The sequence below is a fragment of the Aquitalea sp. FG25 genome (assembly GCF_057809375.1).
Genome location: NZ_JBMDJV010000006.1, coordinates 65,028 through 81,676 on the forward strand (window position 1 = coordinate 65,028; position 16,649 = coordinate 81,676).

Annotated in this window: 11 protein-coding genes; 4 read left to right on the plus strand and 7 right to left on the minus strand. The window is 60.4% G+C overall.

What is annotated here, in order from left to right:
• Positions 1 to 12 precede the first annotated feature (12 nt).
• Both ACODR9_RS07330 and ACODR9_RS07335 read left to right on the plus strand, forming a co-directional pair.
• Entirely contained in the window at positions 13 to 1,974 is a 1,962-nt protein-coding gene (locus tag ACODR9_RS07330) for an acetoacetate--CoA ligase (RefSeq protein ID WP_488808503.1), read from the plus strand.
• Positions 1,975 to 2,145: 171 nt separating this feature from the next.
• Positions 2,146 to 2,550, plus strand: coding sequence for a hemerythrin domain-containing protein (locus ACODR9_RS07335; protein WP_488808504.1), 405 nt, complete (start codon positions 2,146 to 2,148; stop codon positions 2,548 to 2,550).
• Positions 2,551 to 2,638: 88 nt separating this feature from the next.
• Here ACODR9_RS07335 and ACODR9_RS07340 read toward each other — a convergent pair whose 3' ends face one another.
• From ACODR9_RS07340 to kdoO, 6 genes are all read right to left on the minus strand, one after another.
• On the minus strand, positions 2,639 to 4,294 hold the full coding sequence (locus ACODR9_RS07340; RefSeq protein WP_488808505.1) for an ArnT family glycosyltransferase: 1,656 nt from the start codon (positions 4,292 to 4,294) through the stop codon (positions 2,639 to 2,641).
• Positions 4,295 to 4,399: 105 nt separating this feature from the next.
• A complete protein-coding gene (gene rpmE, locus ACODR9_RS07345; protein WP_045847109.1) occupies positions 4,400 to 4,615 on the minus strand; it encodes a 50S ribosomal protein L31 in 216 nt (71 codons plus the stop codon).
• Between the two features lie 277 nt (positions 4,616 to 4,892).
• On the minus strand, positions 4,893 to 6,266 hold the full coding sequence (cysS, locus tag ACODR9_RS07350) for a cysteine--tRNA ligase (RefSeq protein ID WP_488808506.1): 1,374 nt from the start codon (positions 6,264 to 6,266) through the stop codon (positions 4,893 to 4,895).
• A gap of 154 nt (positions 6,267 to 6,420) precedes the next feature.
• On the minus strand, positions 6,421 to 7,638 hold the full coding sequence (locus tag ACODR9_RS07355; RefSeq protein ID WP_488808507.1) for a 6-phosphofructokinase: 1,218 nt from the start codon (positions 7,636 to 7,638) through the stop codon (positions 6,421 to 6,423).
• 236 nt (positions 7,639 to 7,874) lie between these two features.
• The gene (locus ACODR9_RS07360; protein ID WP_488808508.1) at positions 7,875 to 9,560 is read right to left on the minus strand and encodes a glutamine--tRNA ligase/YqeY domain fusion protein; all 1,686 of its coding nucleotides are present in this window, start codon (positions 9,558 to 9,560) and stop codon (positions 7,875 to 7,877) included.
• A 141-nt stretch (positions 9,561 to 9,701) separates the two neighbouring features.
• Positions 9,702 to 10,556 carry a Kdo hydroxylase KdoO gene (kdoO, locus tag ACODR9_RS07365; protein WP_488808509.1) on the minus strand — a complete coding sequence of 285 codons (855 nt, stop codon included), beginning with the start codon at positions 10,554 to 10,556 and terminating at the stop codon, positions 9,702 to 9,704.
• 298 nt (positions 10,557 to 10,854) lie between these two features.
• On the opposite strand from kdoO, the gene ACODR9_RS07370 reads away from it, so the two are divergent.
• Both ACODR9_RS07370 and ACODR9_RS07375 read left to right on the plus strand, forming a co-directional pair.
• Positions 10,855 to 13,149 (plus strand): YgiQ family radical SAM protein, encoded by a 2,295-nt coding sequence (locus ACODR9_RS07370; protein WP_488808511.1) that lies wholly within the window; start codon positions 10,855 to 10,857, stop codon positions 13,147 to 13,149.
• Positions 13,150 to 13,259: 110 nt separating this feature from the next.
• Positions 13,260 to 14,603, plus strand: coding sequence for an HD-GYP domain-containing protein (locus ACODR9_RS07375; RefSeq protein ID WP_488808513.1), 1,344 nt, complete (start codon positions 13,260 to 13,262; stop codon positions 14,601 to 14,603).
• Here ACODR9_RS07375 and ACODR9_RS07380 read toward each other — a convergent pair.
• Complete coding sequence (locus ACODR9_RS07380) at positions 14,600 to 16,267, minus strand: SulP family inorganic anion transporter (RefSeq protein ID WP_488808515.1); 1,668 nt, start codon at positions 16,265 to 16,267, stop codon at positions 14,600 to 14,602. The two genes, ACODR9_RS07375 and ACODR9_RS07380, sit on opposite strands and share 4 nt — an antisense overlap.
• Between the last annotated feature and the right edge of the window lie 382 nt (positions 16,268 to 16,649).

Genomic DNA, 16,649 nt, shown 5'->3' on the forward strand with positions numbered 1-16,649 from the left:
AAGAGGAGAATCATGGAGCAGCTCACCCCCCCGATCTGGCAACCCTCCGCCCAGCGTGTGGCAGGCTCACACCTGCATGCCTTTGGCAAACTGGCAGAGGCCGCATATGACCGTTCGCTGCCTGACTACCACAGCCTGTGGCAAGCCAGTGTGCACGACCCGGCCCGCTTCTGGGGACTGGTGTGGGATTACTGCGGCGTCATCGGCGATAAGGGCGACACCGTGCTGGAGCATGGTGACGATATGCTGGCCGCGCGCTTTTTCCCTGGCGCCCGCCTCAACTATGCTGAAAACCTGTTGCGCCGGGATGGCGAAGGCAGCGCGCTGGTATTCTGGGGCGAGGACAAGGTCAAGCGCGAATTCAGTTGGCAGGCACTGCGCCAGTTGGTATCCCGCCTGCAGCAAGCCATGCGGGCAGCGGGCATTGTGGCGGGCGACCGCGTGGCCGGCTTCCTGCCCAATATGCCGGAAACCGTCGCCGCCATGCTGGCTGCCACCAGCCTGGGTGCCATCTGGACCAGCTGCTCACCCGACTTCGGCATCGATGGTGCCATCGACCGCTTTGGCCAGACCGAACCCAAGCTGCTGTTCTGCCCGGATGGCTACTGGTATGGCGGCAAGCAGATCGACATCCGCGACAAGATGCTGGCGCTGACAGCAGGCCTGCCTTCGGTGCAGCAGTTCATCGCCATCCCCTATCTGGGGGAAACCGCCGTCTTTGCCGAAAGCCTGCCGCGCACCATCACGCTGGACGATTTCATCGCCCCGTTTGCGGTGCAGCCGCTGCACTATGTCCGGGTAGGCTTCAACCACCCGCTGTTCATCCTGTATTCCAGCGGTACCACCGGCAAACCCAAGTGCATCGTGCACGGTACTGGCGGTACCTTGCTGCAGCACCTGAAAGAACATCAGCTGCATGGCGATGTGCATCAGGGCGATCACCTGTTCTTCTTCACCACCTGCGGCTGGATGATGTGGAACTGGCTGGTATCCGGCCTGGCCAGCGGTGCCACACTGATGCTGTACGACGGCTCGCCGTTTGCCAATCAGGGACACATCCTGTGGGAATATGCACAGCAATGGCAATTCAGCCATTTCGGCACCTCGGCCAAATATATCGACGGACTGCGCAAGATAGATTTGGCCCCTGCACGCGAGTACCGGCTGGATGCGCTGCGCGCCGTCTTCTCCACCGGCTCGCCACTGATGGCGGAAAGCTATGACTGGGTGTACGCCAACATCAAGCAGGACATCAATCTGGCCTCCATTTCCGGCGGCACCGACATTGTGTCCTGCTTTGCCCTGGGGTGCGCCACGCTGCCGGTGTACCGTGGCGAGCTGCAATGCCGTGGCTTGGGCATGGCCGTGGATATCTATAACAGCCATGGCCGACCAGTACGGCAGGAAAAGGGCGAACTGGTGTGCACCCGGCCCTTCCCCTCCATGCCGGTAGGATTCTGGCAGGACCCGCAGGGCAGCAAATACCGTCAGGCCTACTTCGGGCGCTTTGAAAACATCTGGTGTCATGGCGACTATGCCGAACTTACCGAACACGACGGCATGGTGATTTATGGCCGCTCAGATGCCGTACTCAATCCGGGCGGGGTGCGCATTGGCACGGCAGAAATCTACCGTCAGGTGGAAAGCTTCCCGGAGGTGGTGGAAAGCCTGGCAGTAGGTCAGCGTTGGCAGGACGACGAACGGGTAGTACTGTTTGTGCGGCTGCGCGCAGGTTGCCAGCTGGATGAAGCGCTGGCGGCCCGCCTGCGTGAGCAGATCAAGCGTGGTGCCAGCCCACGCCATGTGCCGGCGCGCATCATTGCCGTGGCAGATATCCCGCGCACCATCAGCGGCAAGATTGTCGAGCTGGCAGTCAAAAACGTGATTCACGGTGAGCCCGTAAACAATCTGAGTGCGCTGGCCAATCCGGAAGCGCTCCGGCTGTTTGCCGATCTGCCGCAACTGCAAAGCTAAGCGAATGCCACAGGCTTGAGCAGAACAAGGGCTTCCTGCGGGAAGCCCTTGTCGCCCATGCTGGATAATAAAAAACACAGCCCACGGCAAGCCGGGCAAAATTGAGAGCCATCAAGGCAGCTTGCCCGCGATGCTTGCAAGCTATCGTCAATATCAGCAACAGGTTACCGCATGAAACGCAGCCCCGCCCTTACTCCCCTATCCCGCGACCACCACCACGCCCTGTCGCTGGCCATGCAGGCTGGCAAGGCAGCGCGTAGTGATGAGCAGGCGCAATGGCAACAGGCTGCCGATCACATCAGGCTGCACTATCAGCAAACCCTGCAAGCCCACTTTGCCGAGGAAGAACGCGCACTGCTGCCAGCACTGGCCCAGGCAGGCAAAACAACGCTGGTGCAACGCACGCTGGACGAGCATGCCCACCTGCATCAGCTGATGCAGCATAGCGCGCTGGCCAGCCCGGCCATCCTGCAGGCTTTTGCCGATGCCATGACTGCCCATGTCCGCTTCGAGGAGCGCGAGCTGTTTGCCCTGGCCGAGAGCCTGCCCGAGGTCATGGCGGCATTACAGTCTTAAGCCCAAGCGCCAACATGCCCCGTCAATGAAACAGGCCGGATAATCTCCGGCCTGCTGTTTGATTACGCCATGCCAGTTAACGGCAGGCTTAGTGAGCGGAACGCCGGAACAGGCCGAACAGCTCGTATTTCTCACGCGGTCTTGCCCCCTGCCACAACAAGGCCCAACCCGGTTCGGCCAGGCCCTCGCTGCGCGAACGCATCAGCAGCAGGTAGTCGCAAGGGCTGCTCTCCCCGGCCGGATAGGCCACCAGATCAATCCCGGCATAGTAGTGCCAGCTGATACGCGCCACCATGTTTTGCCGCTCGGTAGCAATGCACTGTGTGTTATCGGCCAGCACGGCAGGCAAGGCACGACGCATGCTTTCCACCACCGGGCGGTAGCTCTTGGCTGCATCCAGCCATGGCAGCCACAAGCTCAGCGCCAGTCCCCAACACAAGGTAAGACCCGCCGCCCAGTTGGTAATGGCTTGCCGGCCACGCAGATGGCTGCGCGTTACTGCCCAGATCCAGGTCATGGTGGCCAGCACAGCAAACACCGCAGCCAGCACGGAAACATGTGGCACATAGTAGGGACTGAAATACTGTGCGCGCCCGGCCAACCGTTCCGGCCAGCCATAGTTCATCGCCGCCCAACCCGCCCAGATCAGCAGGCCGAACACGCCAAAAGCCATCAGGCCGAACCAGTTGAGAAAGGCCGCCGCACCACGGCGCAGATTATCCAGCTCCACCGCCGCCAGCAGGGACAGCGGCAGCAACAGCGGCATGGCGTAATCCATGCTCTTGCGCTCGGACAGCGTCAGCATGATCAGCACCACGGCAAAGAACATCAGCGGCAGTTGCAGCATGGGCAACTCGTACTTGCGGTTGCGGTACAGCGTCCAGGCAGCCAGCGGCCAGGCAGGCCAGGCAAACCAGATGGTATTGAAGGTGTAATAGCCAAAACCGTGAAACAGGCTAACCTTGCCAAAGCCCTCCAGCGGCCCCAGCGCATGATGTTCCCACCACAGGCGGAACAAGGCCGGATAGCTGCGGGACAACTCCAGCGGCCAGATCAGCGCCACCGGCACCGCCACCAGCAAGGCCATGAACACGGTGATGGCATAGCGCTTGTTACGCCAGGCAGTGAAAGCGGGCAAGAAGATGACCACCGCCCACACCAGCATCACCTCCAGCAGGCTGGCACTGAGAAACAGCACAGCACTGCCCGCTCCCAGGATGGCCCCGGCCAGTCCCGGCGAGCGCAGGGTAAGCGATAGGGCATAAAAGGCAGCGGCAAAGCCGGTGAAGCTGGCCACCATTGGCGTCATCTGGTGGCCGGTGACAATCAGGCCCAGGCAGCCAATCAGAATCATCACCACACTGCGGCCATGACGGCGGCCAATCAGATCACGCCCGGTCATGCCGGCCAGGGTAAGCCCCAGGGCCATGAACAGCGGCGTAGCCAGCCGGGCGGCATCATGCGCTGGTAACAGCCAGGGGGAAAACAGTTTGGCAAGAACAGTAGCCACCCAGTAATACAGTGGCGGGGATTCCAGATAGGGTACGCCCTGGATGGTGGGCAGCAGCCAGTTGCCGCTGCGCAGCATGCCATCCACCACGGCCATTACATAGGGTTCGTCCGGCTTCCACGGATCATGGCCGATGATGCCTGGCCACAGCCAGACAAAGCACAGCAAAAGCAGTACCCAGGGTTTTTCGGTGGGAACAGGAACGGTGGCGTTTTGCGGGGAGTACGTCAGCATCGAGGCGCGCGCCAGTCTGGAGAAAGCGTTATTTTAATGTGCAAGCACACACAGCGGAAATGAAAAAAGGCAGCCTGGGCTGCCTTTTTTCCAAAGCTTACAAGCTTAGCGCTTGAAGAAGCCACCGAACTTCTGGTTGAACTTGTCGATACGGCCAGCGGTATCAACAATCTTCTGCTTACCAGTGTAGAACGGGTGGCAGCTGGAGCACACTTCAATGTGGAAGGCGTCCTTGCCCATGGTGGACTGGGTGGTGAAGGTGTTACCGCAGGAGCAGGTAACCGCAACTTCTTTGTAATTCGGGTGAATATCAGCGCGCATGATGAGCTTCCTTGGTTACGGGTACAGGGGTTTTGCCTGTACTACTTGGTGAAGGGGTGCATTATCCGCGCTTTATCAGCACTTGACAAGTCGCCCGAAACGAAAACGGCGACAGCCTGTGGAGCCGCTAACAAAACCCCCGCTCCAGCGTTGCGCCGCCTTGCCGTACTCCATGTACTGTCTGCGGCGGCGCGCCTTGGCCCGGGTTCTCTACGAGGTTTTGTTAGCAGCTCTTATCAGACTGCCGCCCTGGACTCTCCCGGCCAGCGATGCAGGCTCAGGCACGACGCCAGCTGGTTCCCTGGGCATTGTCTTCCAGCACCACACCCTTGGCGATCAGCTCGTCACGGATACGGTCAGACTCAGCCCAGTTCTTGTTGGCACGCGCATCACGACGCGCCTGGATCAGGGCTTCGATCTGCTCGGCAGTCAATTCGCCCTCCCCGGCACCGGCCTTGAGGAATTCCTCCGGCTCACGTTGCAGCAGGCCCAGTACGCCGCCCAGGTCCTTCATCAGGCGGGCCAGCTGCACATCGCGCGTCTTGTTGACTTCACCGGCCAGCTCAAACAGCACGGCAACGGCTTCGGAGGAGCTGAAGTCGTCATCCATCGCCGCCTTGAAGCGCGCAGCGTAGGGGTTGTTCCAGTCGATACCCGTGCTTGCCGGCAGATCCAGACCGCGCAAGGCGGTGTACAGACGGGTCAGGCCCTGCTTGGCATCGTTGAGGATGCTGTCGGTGTAGTTGACCGGGCTGCGGTAGTGACTGCGCACGATGAAGAAGCGCACCACTTCGCCGTCAAAATGCTGCAGCACATCGCGGATGGTGAAGAAATTGCCCAGCGATTTGGACATTTTCTCGCCATCAACATTAATAAAGCCGTTGTGCAGCCAGTAATTGACATACTGGTGGCCGTGCGCACCTTCCGACTGGGCGATTTCGTTTTCGTGGTGCGGGAATTGCAAGTCCTCACCACCGCCATGGATGTCGAAGTGCTCACCCAGATGGTGGCAGCTCATCACCGAGCATTCGATATGCCAGCCCGGACGGCCAGCACCCCACGGGCTGTCCCAGGACGGCTCGCCCGGTTTGGCGGCCTTCCACAGCACGAAGTCCAGCGGGTCGCGCTTGTTGGGGTCGATTTCCACCCGCTCACCGGCACGCAGCTTGTCCAGCGTGCGGCCGGACAGCTTGCCGTAGCCTGCAAACTCGCGCACCGCGTAATACACATCACCGTTGGGGGCCGGGTAGGCCTTGCCATTGGCAATCAGCTGTTCGATCAGCGCAATCATGCCGCCCACATGATGGGTGGCACGCGGCTCATGCGTCGGCGGCAGCAGATTCAGCGCAGCGGCATCCTGGTGCATGTCGGCGATGGTTTCCGCCACCAGTTGGTCCGGGGTGATGCCGCGCTCCAGCGCACGCTTGATGATCTTGTCTTCGATGTCGGTGATGTTGCGCACGTAGTTGACATCGTAGCCGGAGGCCTTGAGCCAGCGGTAGATCACGTCAAAGGCCGCCAGCATGCGGGCATGGCCGATATGACAGAGGTCGTACACCGTCATGCCACACACATACATACGCACCTTGCCCGGTTCGATGGGATGGAACTCTTCTTTCTGGCGAGTCAGGGTGTTGTACACGTTCAGCATGATCTCGATAACCTGTGCTTGGGTAAAAGGGGAAATTGTAGCAGAGTCGTCAAGCCCCCGCGAAGCGCCTGCACACGGTCAGTCCTGCTGCGCGAAAAATGAAAAGCCGGGCATATGGCCCGGCTGATTGCCTGACGAAAGTAGGCAGATGGGGTCACACCGGCGGCCATTCAATCCGCCGGTAATCCGGCAGGCCCTGACGGAAAGGCGGCATGCGCTCCCCCTCCATCAGCGGTAGCAGGTAGTCCAGAAAGGCCTGGGTGACGCCGTAACCATCGGCAGAGATGAAGTGCGGCGGAAAGGCTTTTTCCAGATCGCCTACCTGGGCCAGCGGAAATTCCGCCACGTCCCAGCGGTAAGGGTGATCGGACAGGCGGCGGATACCCGCCATCACGCCGCTCTTGCCAGCCAGCAGCCACTCCACGCCCTGCTGACCCATCTGGTAAGCCTGGGCGGCATCGGTGGCCGACACCAGATGCCCGGCCGCGCGCTGCAGATAATCCACCTGCGCCACATGGGCAGACAGGCCGCGTTCGCGCTTAAGCAGCGCCGCCAGCCAGCTGCCGACTCCGCCCAGCTGCTCGTGACCATAAATGGCCGAGGCATTGGCCTCGGTAACAAAGCGCCCAGCGGCATCAGTCAACCCTTCCGCCACCGAGATGGCACACTGACCATGCGCAGCCAGACTGGCATCCACCGCTGCCAGAAATTTATCCTGCTCAAACGGCACTTCCGGCAGCAGCACAATGTGCGGAGCCTGGCCACCATGAATGCGCGCGGCGGCTGGCGCAGCGGCCAGCCAGCCGGTATGGCGGCCCATGGCCTCCATGATGAACACCCGGCCCCGCCCCATGCTCAGCATGTCCATGCCCACCTCCAGCATGGTGCTGGCCAGAAACTTGGCCGCCGAGCCATAACCAGGGCTGTTGTCGGTGCCAAGCAGATCATTGTCGATGGTTTTGGGTACACCGATGACATGCAGCGCGTGGCCGGTATGGCGCTGAAAATCCGCCAGCCGGGCGGCACAGCCCAGCGAGCCATTGCCACCGTTGATCAGCAAATAATGAATGCCATGGCGCGCCAGCACTTCTTTCATGCGCAGCCAGTCTTCAGGGCATTCGTCGAAACGGCCTATCATGCGGCGGCTGACCCCAAAATGCCCGCCAGGCAAAAAGCCCAGCCGGGCGATGTCGTGATCGGACACGCCATCGGTATTCACCAGTCGGTCTTCCAGCAGGCCAGCCAGTCCGTCGCGGGCGGCATACACCGAGATGCCCAGCTTGCGGGCGGTTTCTATCACCCCTTGCGCCGAGGCATTGAGTACGGCGGTGGGGCCGCCGGATTGCAGATACAGCAAGCGAGGCTGGTTCATCACACTTCTCCGCAAAGCAAGACTGAATGATTTTCATGCTAAGCAGGGCGTGTGTAGCAGGCAAATTACATCGCGCCAAAGTCGACGCGCATCAAATGCTGCGCTGGCGAAGCTTGTCAGTGCCCGCTTAACGGTGTAGCCCGCGCAGCAGACATGAAAAAAGCGGGCCGTCTGGCCCGCTTCAGCGTTCTACCGCGCCAAGCAAGTCAGTACTGACTTACTTGTTTGGGCAAAACTTACTTGCTCCAGTTGTCGCGCAGACCCACAGTCCGGTTAAACACCGCGCGCGCACCTTGCTGATGGTCGTAACGGTCGGTGACAAAGTAGCCCAGGCGCTCAAACTGGAAGCGCGATTCCGGGGCTGCCTTCAGCACAGCGTCTTCCACATAGGCGGTGACGGTTTTCAGCGATTCCGGGTTGAGGAACTGGCGGAAGTCGACGTATTCGCCATCGTCGCCACGCACGGCATCCGGACGCGGCTCGGTGAACAGGCGGTCATACAGGCGTACATCCGCTTCAATGGCATGTTCGGCCGATACCCAGTGAATCACGCCCTTTACCTTGCGGCCTTCCGGGTTCTTGCCCAGGGTGTCGTGGTCGATGGAGCACTTGAGTTCCACCACCTTGCCATCGGCATCCTTGATCACTTCTTCGCACTTGATGACATAGCTGTAACGCAGGCGCACTTCGCCGCCAGCGGTCAGGCGCTGCCACTTGGGCGGCGGCACTTCGGCAAAGTCGTCACGTTCAATCCAGATTTCACGGGCGATCGGCACTTCTCGCTGGCCGAATTCCGGGTGATGCGGATGGAAAGGTGCGCTGCGGCTCGCGGTGACGGCGGCATCGAAGTTGGTGAGCGTCACCTTGATCGGGTCCAGCACGGCCATTACACGCGGCGATTCGTTTTCCAGCATCTCGCGCACCGCGCCTTCCAGCACGCTCATGTCGATGATGTTTTCACCCTTGGACACGCCAATGCGCTGGGCAAACAGGCGAATGCCAGCCGGGCTGAAACCGCGACGACGCATGCCTTCGATGGTGGGCATACGCGGGTCGTTCCAGCCGTTGACCAAGCCATCGTTCACCAAAGCCTGCAACTTGCGCTTGGAAGTCAGCGCGTACAGCAGTTCCAGTCGGGAAAACTCGTACTGGCGCGGGTGGCAAGGGATGGTGATGTTGTCCAGCACCCAGTCGTACAGCGGGCGATGGTCTTCAAATTCCAGCGTGCACAGGCTGTGGGTGATGCCTTCCAGCGCATCGGAGATGCAGTGGGTGTAGTCGTACATCGGGTAGATGCACCACTTGTCGCCGGTGCGGTGGTGATGGGCACGACGGATACGGTAGATCACCGGATCGCGCAGGTTCACGTTGCCGGAAGCCATGTCGATCTTCAGGCGCAGGGTTTTGCTGCCGTCCGGGAATTCGCCGTTGCGCATGCGGGTGAACAGGTCGAGGTTCTCTTCCACGCTACGATCGCGGAAGGGGCTGTTCTTGCCCGGTTCGGTCAGGCTGCCGCGATAGGCGCGCATTTCTTCGGCGTTCAGATCGCAGACAAAGGCCTTGCCCGACTTGATCAGCTCGACGGCGTAGTCATACAGCGCGTCGAAGTAATCCGAGGCGAAACGGACATTGCCATCCCACTGAAAGCCCAGCCATTCCACGCTGTCTTTGATGGTTTGCACAAACTCATCGGATTCTTTTTCCGGGTTGGTGTCGTCCATGCGCAGATTGCACTTGCCCTGGTAATCTTCGGCCAGGCCGAAGTTCAGGCAGATGGATTTGGCGTGGCCCACGTGCAGGTAGCCATTGGGCTCCGGCGGGAAGCGGGTGACGATGGTGCTGTGCTTACCGGAAGCCAGGTCCTCGTCAATGATGGTGCGAATGAAGTTGCTGACTACTGGCGCGTTGTTTTCCGTGCTCATGGTTCTGGCTGCAGACTGATTGAAAGCAATCGGTGATTGTAACCGATTTGCCCCTGATGGGGAGTAGCAGTCCCGGCATGGCGGAATCTGCCGGGCAAAAGCAGGCGGACAGGCCGTTTCCCTGCCTGTCCGGCGGCTTGTTTACAGTAGCTGTCGACCGGTGATGGCCTGCAATTCGGCCAGTGGCGAACGTGCCGGATCGGCCATGTCCTGCGCTGGCAGCCAGAAAGTTTGCTCCAGCATGAACTGGCCGGACATCACCGCATGCGACGCATGATCGGAGAAACACACCCAGCCGCAGCCCGGTGGAAATGGCATGGTTTCCTGCGGGCAAGTGCGCTGGTAGTCCATATCCGCCTTCATTGCGTCATGCAGGTGCAGCATCAGGTGATCGTAGGCACTACGCTTGCGCTTGGTAATCTTCAACGCGGCCATCAGCGCCGCTGAACCCGGCCATTGCCGGGGAATGCGCGGCAGCATGTGCCGGGCCATGTCGGCAAACGGCTCACCCACCCGCCAGACACGCGGCTCACCATTGGGGTTGGCATTGAAGAACACGCGCAAAATGCGCTCGCCATAAGTGGGGCGGGACGGAAAGGCGTCCACGTGCAGGCGGCTGTCGTCCTTGCGCCAGGAGGTCTGGCGATCTTCCACCCGCATCAGGCGCAGGCTGGTGGGCGCGGCACGCAGCTTGCCCCGGTATTCCGGCAGCAACTGGTCGACCAGGGCAAAGGCAGCTTCGCGATAGCGGGCAATCAGCGCCCGTACCGCAGCCTCATTCGCCGGGTCGGCCACGCCGTGCAGCTTGCCGTCGGCCTGCGGCTCCAGGCTGATGTTTTTGCGTTTCGGGTCGGCAATGGCCGGGTTCAGCAAGGCCAGTTCGGCGGGCTGGATGGCAAAGTCCAGCTGCGGCAGAAACAGAACCTTGCCGCTTTCCAGCGCGGCCACTTGGGATTGAAATGGCTTGGCGTCCAAATGGACAATCTGACTGCTCATGTGCAACGTTTCCTGTGCTGTGTGTCGAAGATGTGAAGCAAAACAACACATCGTCATGACAAACGGAGATCAGTCGCAAGGGTACGCCAAACAAGGCTCAAGGTCACACCCCGGCAGGGCTTTGCTGGCAGCAAAAACGGCAAACAACTGAATTTCAACGGGAAACACCAGCCCTCACCCCTACTCCCAACATGGCAATTCGCCATTAAAAACAACAATTTATGCTGATAAAAATCAAAAAGTGCGGCATAATGCCCGGTTGCTTATTCACCTGCGCCACCAGCCGCCTTCATTCAGCATGACGACACAGCCAGCCTCCGCAAAACCGATCACCTCTTACCGCAAGTACTGGGCCAGCCGCTTTGGCACCGCCCCTTTCCTGCCGATGAGCCGTGCCGAAATGGACCAGTTGGGCTGGGATTCCTGTGACATCATCCTGATTACCGGCGACTGCTATATCGACCATCCCAGCTTTGGCATGGCATTGGTGGGCCGCTTACTGGAGGCGCAGGGCTTTCGCGTCGGCCTCATCGCGCAGCCGGACTGGCAGTCAGCCGAACCCTTCCGTGCGCTGGGCAAGCCGAACCTGTTTTTTGGCGTCACCGCCGGCAATATGGACTCGATGATCAACCGCTACACGGCGGATCGTCGCCCACGCTCGGATGATGCCTATACCCCCAATGCCGAGCCCAACAAGCGCCCGGACCGTGCCGTTACTGTTTACGCCCAACGCTGTCGTGAGGCCTATCCTGGCATCGGCGTGATGATTGGCTCCATCGAGGCCAGCCTGCGTCGCATCGCCCACTTCGATTACTGGAGTGACAAGGTGCGCCAGTCGGTGCTGATTACTTCCAAGGCCGACATCCTGCTGTATGGCAATGCCGAGCGCGCCCTGGTGGAAATTGCCCACCGCGCGGCCAAGGGCGAAAAGCTGTCGGAAATGCGCGATATTCGTGGCACTGCCTTCGTGGTGCCGCAAGGCTGGCGGCCGGACGAAGAATGGCAGGAGATGGACTCCAGCGTGGTGGATACCCCAGGCAAGGTGGACGTACACCTGAATCCGTATCAGGAAATCCCGGAGCAGGCCGCAGAAGCCACCAAGAACAGCGACCCGACCGCCCCGCAGATCATCCGCATCGAATCACGCGAAGAGCGCCTGGCCAAGCGCCGCGCCGAACGCGCCAAAACCGTCATCCGCATTCCGGCCTACGAAGCCGTGGCGCACGACCCGGTGCTGTATGCGCACGCCAGCCGTACCCTGCATCTGGAATCCAACCCCGGCAACGCCCGAGCGCTGGTGCAATTGCACGGCAGCCGCGATGTGTGGCTGAACCCGCCGCCCATTCCGCTGACTACCGAGGAAATGGACTTCGTCTACGGCCTGCCCTACGCCCGCAATCCCCACCCGAGCTATGGCAATGCGCACATTCCGGCCTGGGAGATGATCAAGTACTCGATCAACATCATGCGCGGTTGTTTTGGCGGCTGTACCTTCTGCTCCATCACCGAGCACGAAGGCCGCATCATCCAGAGCCGTTCGGAAGAATCCATCCTGCACGAGATCGAGGAAATCCGCGACAAAACCCAGGGTTTCACCGGCCACATCTCCGACCTGGGCGGCCCGACAGCCAATATGTACCGCCTGTCGTGCAAGGACCCGAACATCGAGCGTTCCTGTCGCAAGCTGTCCTGTGTATTCCCCGACATCTGCGAAAACCTGAATACCGACCACAGCCATCTGATCCAGCTGTATCGCAAGGCACGTGCCCTGCCCGGCGTGAAGAAGATCAACATCCAGTCCGGCCTGCGTTACGACCTGGCGGTGCGCTCGCCCGAATACATCAAGGAACTGGTGCAGCACCATGTGGGCGGCTATCTGAAAATTGCCCCGGAACACACCGAAGACGGCCCGCTGTCCAAGATGATGAAGCCGGGCATGGGCGCTTACGACAAGTTCAAGGAGCTGTTCGAGCGCTTCAGCCGCCAGGCCGGCAAGGAGCAGTACCTGATCCCCTACTTCATTGCCGCCCACCCCGGCACCAGCGATGAGGACATGATGAATCTGGCGCTGTGGCTGAAGAAGAACAACTTCCGTCTGGATCAGGTGCAAACCTTTACCCCGACGCCAATGGCCATGGCCACCACCATGTGGCATACCCGGCGCAATCCGCTGAAAAAGCTGAGCCGCAGTTCAGAAAAGGTGGACGTGGTGCGCGATGGCTACCGCCGCAAGCTGCACAAGGCCTTTTTGCGCTATCACCACCCGGACAACTGGCAGATCATCCACGACGCCCTGATTGACATGGGCCGCCGCGACCTGATCGGCCACAGCAAGCATTGCCTGATTCCGCCCACCCCGCCGGGCGACAAGGCCGCCGCCATCCGCCATCGCATGGGAGCACCGGCAGCACGCCAGGGCAGCGGTAAACCCGGCCAGCCGCGCAGCAGCCATGGCAAGGCCAGCGCACCGCAGTCCAAGCCATTGGGTGGCCGTCCGCCAGCCACTGGCCGTCCAGGTGCCAAGCCCGGTAGCAAACCGGCTGGCACCGGCATGGCGGGCAGCAGCAATAACCGCCACAAGACCAAACGCTAAATCAAGCCTACCAGCCAGCGGCATCGTCACCATGACGATGCCGTTTTTCTTGGGCAAATCCGCCAGCGCCAGTTACAGTACAGACAGGCTTTATAAACAGGACACCGACGATGGCCGCCTCACTCAAGCTGGCCGAACTATTGGGCTCGCTCAGCTATGCGCTGGACATTACCGAGGGACAGCCAGAAGGCCATTGCGTGCGCAGCTGCTGGATAGGCATGCATATCGGCCGCGCCATCGGGCTGGACAGCCAGTCACAATGGGAGCTGTACTACGCCATTCTGCTGAAAGACCTGGGATGCAGCAGCAATGCCGCCCGCATCAGCGCGCTCTACCTGACCGACGATCGCCAGTTCAAGCAGGACTTCAAACGGGTAGGTGAAGGCTTGCCACAGATGCTGAGCTTTGTGTTCAGCCATACCGGCCGCCACGCCGGCTGGGCCAATAGGCTGGCCTCCATCGTCAATATCATGCGCAATGGCAAGGAAATTGCCGACGAACTGATCCACACCCGTTGCCACCGGGGTGCCGATATCGCCCGCCAGCTACGCTTCAACGAAAAGGTGGCACGTGGCATTCAGTCGCTGGACGAACACTGGGACGGCTCCGGTCGGCCACTGGGTTTACAGGGTGAAGCCATTCCGCTCAATGCCCGCATTGCCCTGCTGGCACAGGTGATTGATGTGTTTCACATTACCAGCGGCCGCGACGGTGCGCTGATGGAAATCAGCAGCCGCGCCGGCAGCTGGTTCGACCCGCAACTGGTGGAATGCTTTGCCCGCGTGGCGGGTGACGAGGCCTTCTGGCAGGTACTGGAGTCAGACAGCGTCGATCAGGCAGTACTGGCACTGGAACCGGCCCAGCATCAGGTGGAAGTGGATGAAGACTATCTGGATGAAATCGCCGAAGGCTTTGGTCAGGTGGTCGACTCCAAAAGCCCCTTCACTGCAGGCCACAGCCAGCGCGTAGGCCACTATGCCGACCGGATTGCCGCTACCCTCGGGATGGATGATGCCCGCCGCCGCTGGCTCAAGCGTGGCGCACTGCTACACGATGTGGGCAAGCTGGGTGTCAGCAACAGCATTCTGGACAAGCCAGGCAAACTGGATGCCGAAGAATGGGCGGCGGTGCAACGGCATGCCAGTTATACCCATGCCATTTTGGGACGCATGGACATCTTCGCCGAACTAGCCGAGGTGGCCGCAGCCCATCACGAACGGCTGGATGGCAAAGGCTATCCGCGTGGCCTGGCCGGAGACGCCATCACGCTGGAAACCCGCATCATCACTACCGCCGACATCTTTGATGCCATCAATGCCGAGCGCCCCTACCACCCCGCCACCCCCGTTGCCAAAACCTTGGACATCATGCGGCAGAACCTGCACAGCGCCATCGACCCGCAGTGTTTCGAGGCGCTAAGCCAGGTATTGCGTGCGGAAGGACAGCTGGACTAGCCCCACACCACGCCGCTGGTCAACAACTGTTCGGCACGCAGCAAGGCAGCGGCCAAGTCCGGCTGCAGATTGTCCTCGCCCAGGTCGTCAACCAATCGCGACCCCTTGAGCATGTCCAGCACCTCATCGGTTGCGCCACACAAGATCAGCGTCTTGCCTTGCACCCGCAGCTTGTCGTTCAGACTGTCCAGAGCCAGCAGGCCGGTGGTATCCAGCAACACCAGCCGGTGCAATTGCAAAATGATGACGCGAGCCTGTTCGGCTTGCTGATGGATGATTTCCACACTATCCGCCGCACCAAAAAACAGCGCTCCCTCCACCCGGAAAGCCGCACAACCATCCGGCACATGCTTGCCGGCAATGGTATGCCGTTCAAACAACTGCGCATATTCCGGCAACAAGCGATTGACCGAGGTATGACTGGCCATGCTGCGGATGAAGAACACCGCCGCCATCAACAGGCCGATCTGCACCGCCACCGTCAAATCGAACACCACGGTCAGCACAAAGGTGACAATCAGCACGGCGGTATCACGCTTGGGAAACTGAAACGCCTTGCGGATATCCCAGTCGCCCATCTTCAGTGATACCGAAATCAGGATGGCCGCCAGCACCGCCAAGGGAATGCTGGCTGCCAGGGGCGCAGCCACCAGCAAAATCAACAGCAGCAACACGGCATGCACCATGGCGGCTACCGGGCTTTTACCGCCATTGCTGATATTGGTGGCGGTGCGCGCCACCGCACCGGTAGCTGGAATGCCGCCAAAAAACGGCGCCACCATATTGGCAATACCCTGGCCGATCAGCTCCTGATTGGAGTCATGCTTGTCGGAGGTCATGCTGTCCGCCACCACGGCACACAGCAGGGATTCAATTGCCCCCAGCAGGGCAATGGTAAAGGCAGGTGCCAACAGGTCTGATAGGTGGGTCGGGTCCAGATCCAGCCCGCCAAAGCTGGGCAAGCCTTGCGGAATGCCACCAAACTTGCTACCCAGCGTGGCCACCGGCAGGTTGAACAAGGCCGTGGCCAGCGTTGCCAGAATCAGCGCAACAAAGGGCGCGGGCAACAGCCGGTTGAGTCTCTTCGGCCATAGCAGGATAAGCAGCAAGCTGGCCCCGGACAGCAGCAAGGTCGGCCAGTGAAAATTACCCAGTTGTTCGCGCAACACCTGCATCACCGCAAAAAAACCAGCAGGCATCTTTTCCACCGGCAGGCCGAAAAAGTCTTTCAGCTGGGTAAGGAAAATCAGCACGGCAATGCCATTGGTAAAACCGGTAATCAGCGGCAGCGGGAAAAAGCGGATCACCTGCCCCAGCCGGAAGATGCCCATCAACACCAGCATCACCCCGGACATGAAGGTGCAGATCAGCAGGTTGGCCACGCCATACTTGGCCACGATGCCATAGATGATGACAATAAAAGCGCCGGTAGGCCCGGTGACCGACAAGCGGCTGCCACCAAGCAGCGCCGCCAGAAAACCACCGATGACGGCAGTAAAAATACCCGCTTGCGGTGTGACACCGCTGGCCATGGCAAAAGCCATCGCCAGTGGCAGCGCGACAATACCCACGGTGATGCCCGCCATGATGTCATCGCGTAGCAGCTGGCGGTTATAACTTTTCAGGGTATCAACAAGACGCGGACGAAAACCCGTACTTAACATGATGCGACTTTCAGTGATGGCAAGCTGAAGCAAAGAGTGCCGTGCTTGCGAGTTTGTACTGTCATCATCGACGCCGGCCTCGCGCAGTGCAAGGGACACGCGCCATTCAGGCACGCTTCTGTGGCCGGCCCCGTCATGGCAAAGGCATGTCGACACCCCAATTCAACAGGCGTAGCATGGTTTCAAGACCACTTCAGCATGAGGGGAAAACATGACGCAAGACAAGAATATCGATCCCGCCATCACCACCGTTACCGATACCGAAGCTGCCACCGAGAGCAAACCCACCACCAGCCCGGCCACCAGCCGCAAGCCTGCCCGCAGCCCCAGCAGTCGCCAGAGCAACGTCAAGCGCGTACATCAGGAATCGGTCAAGGCCATC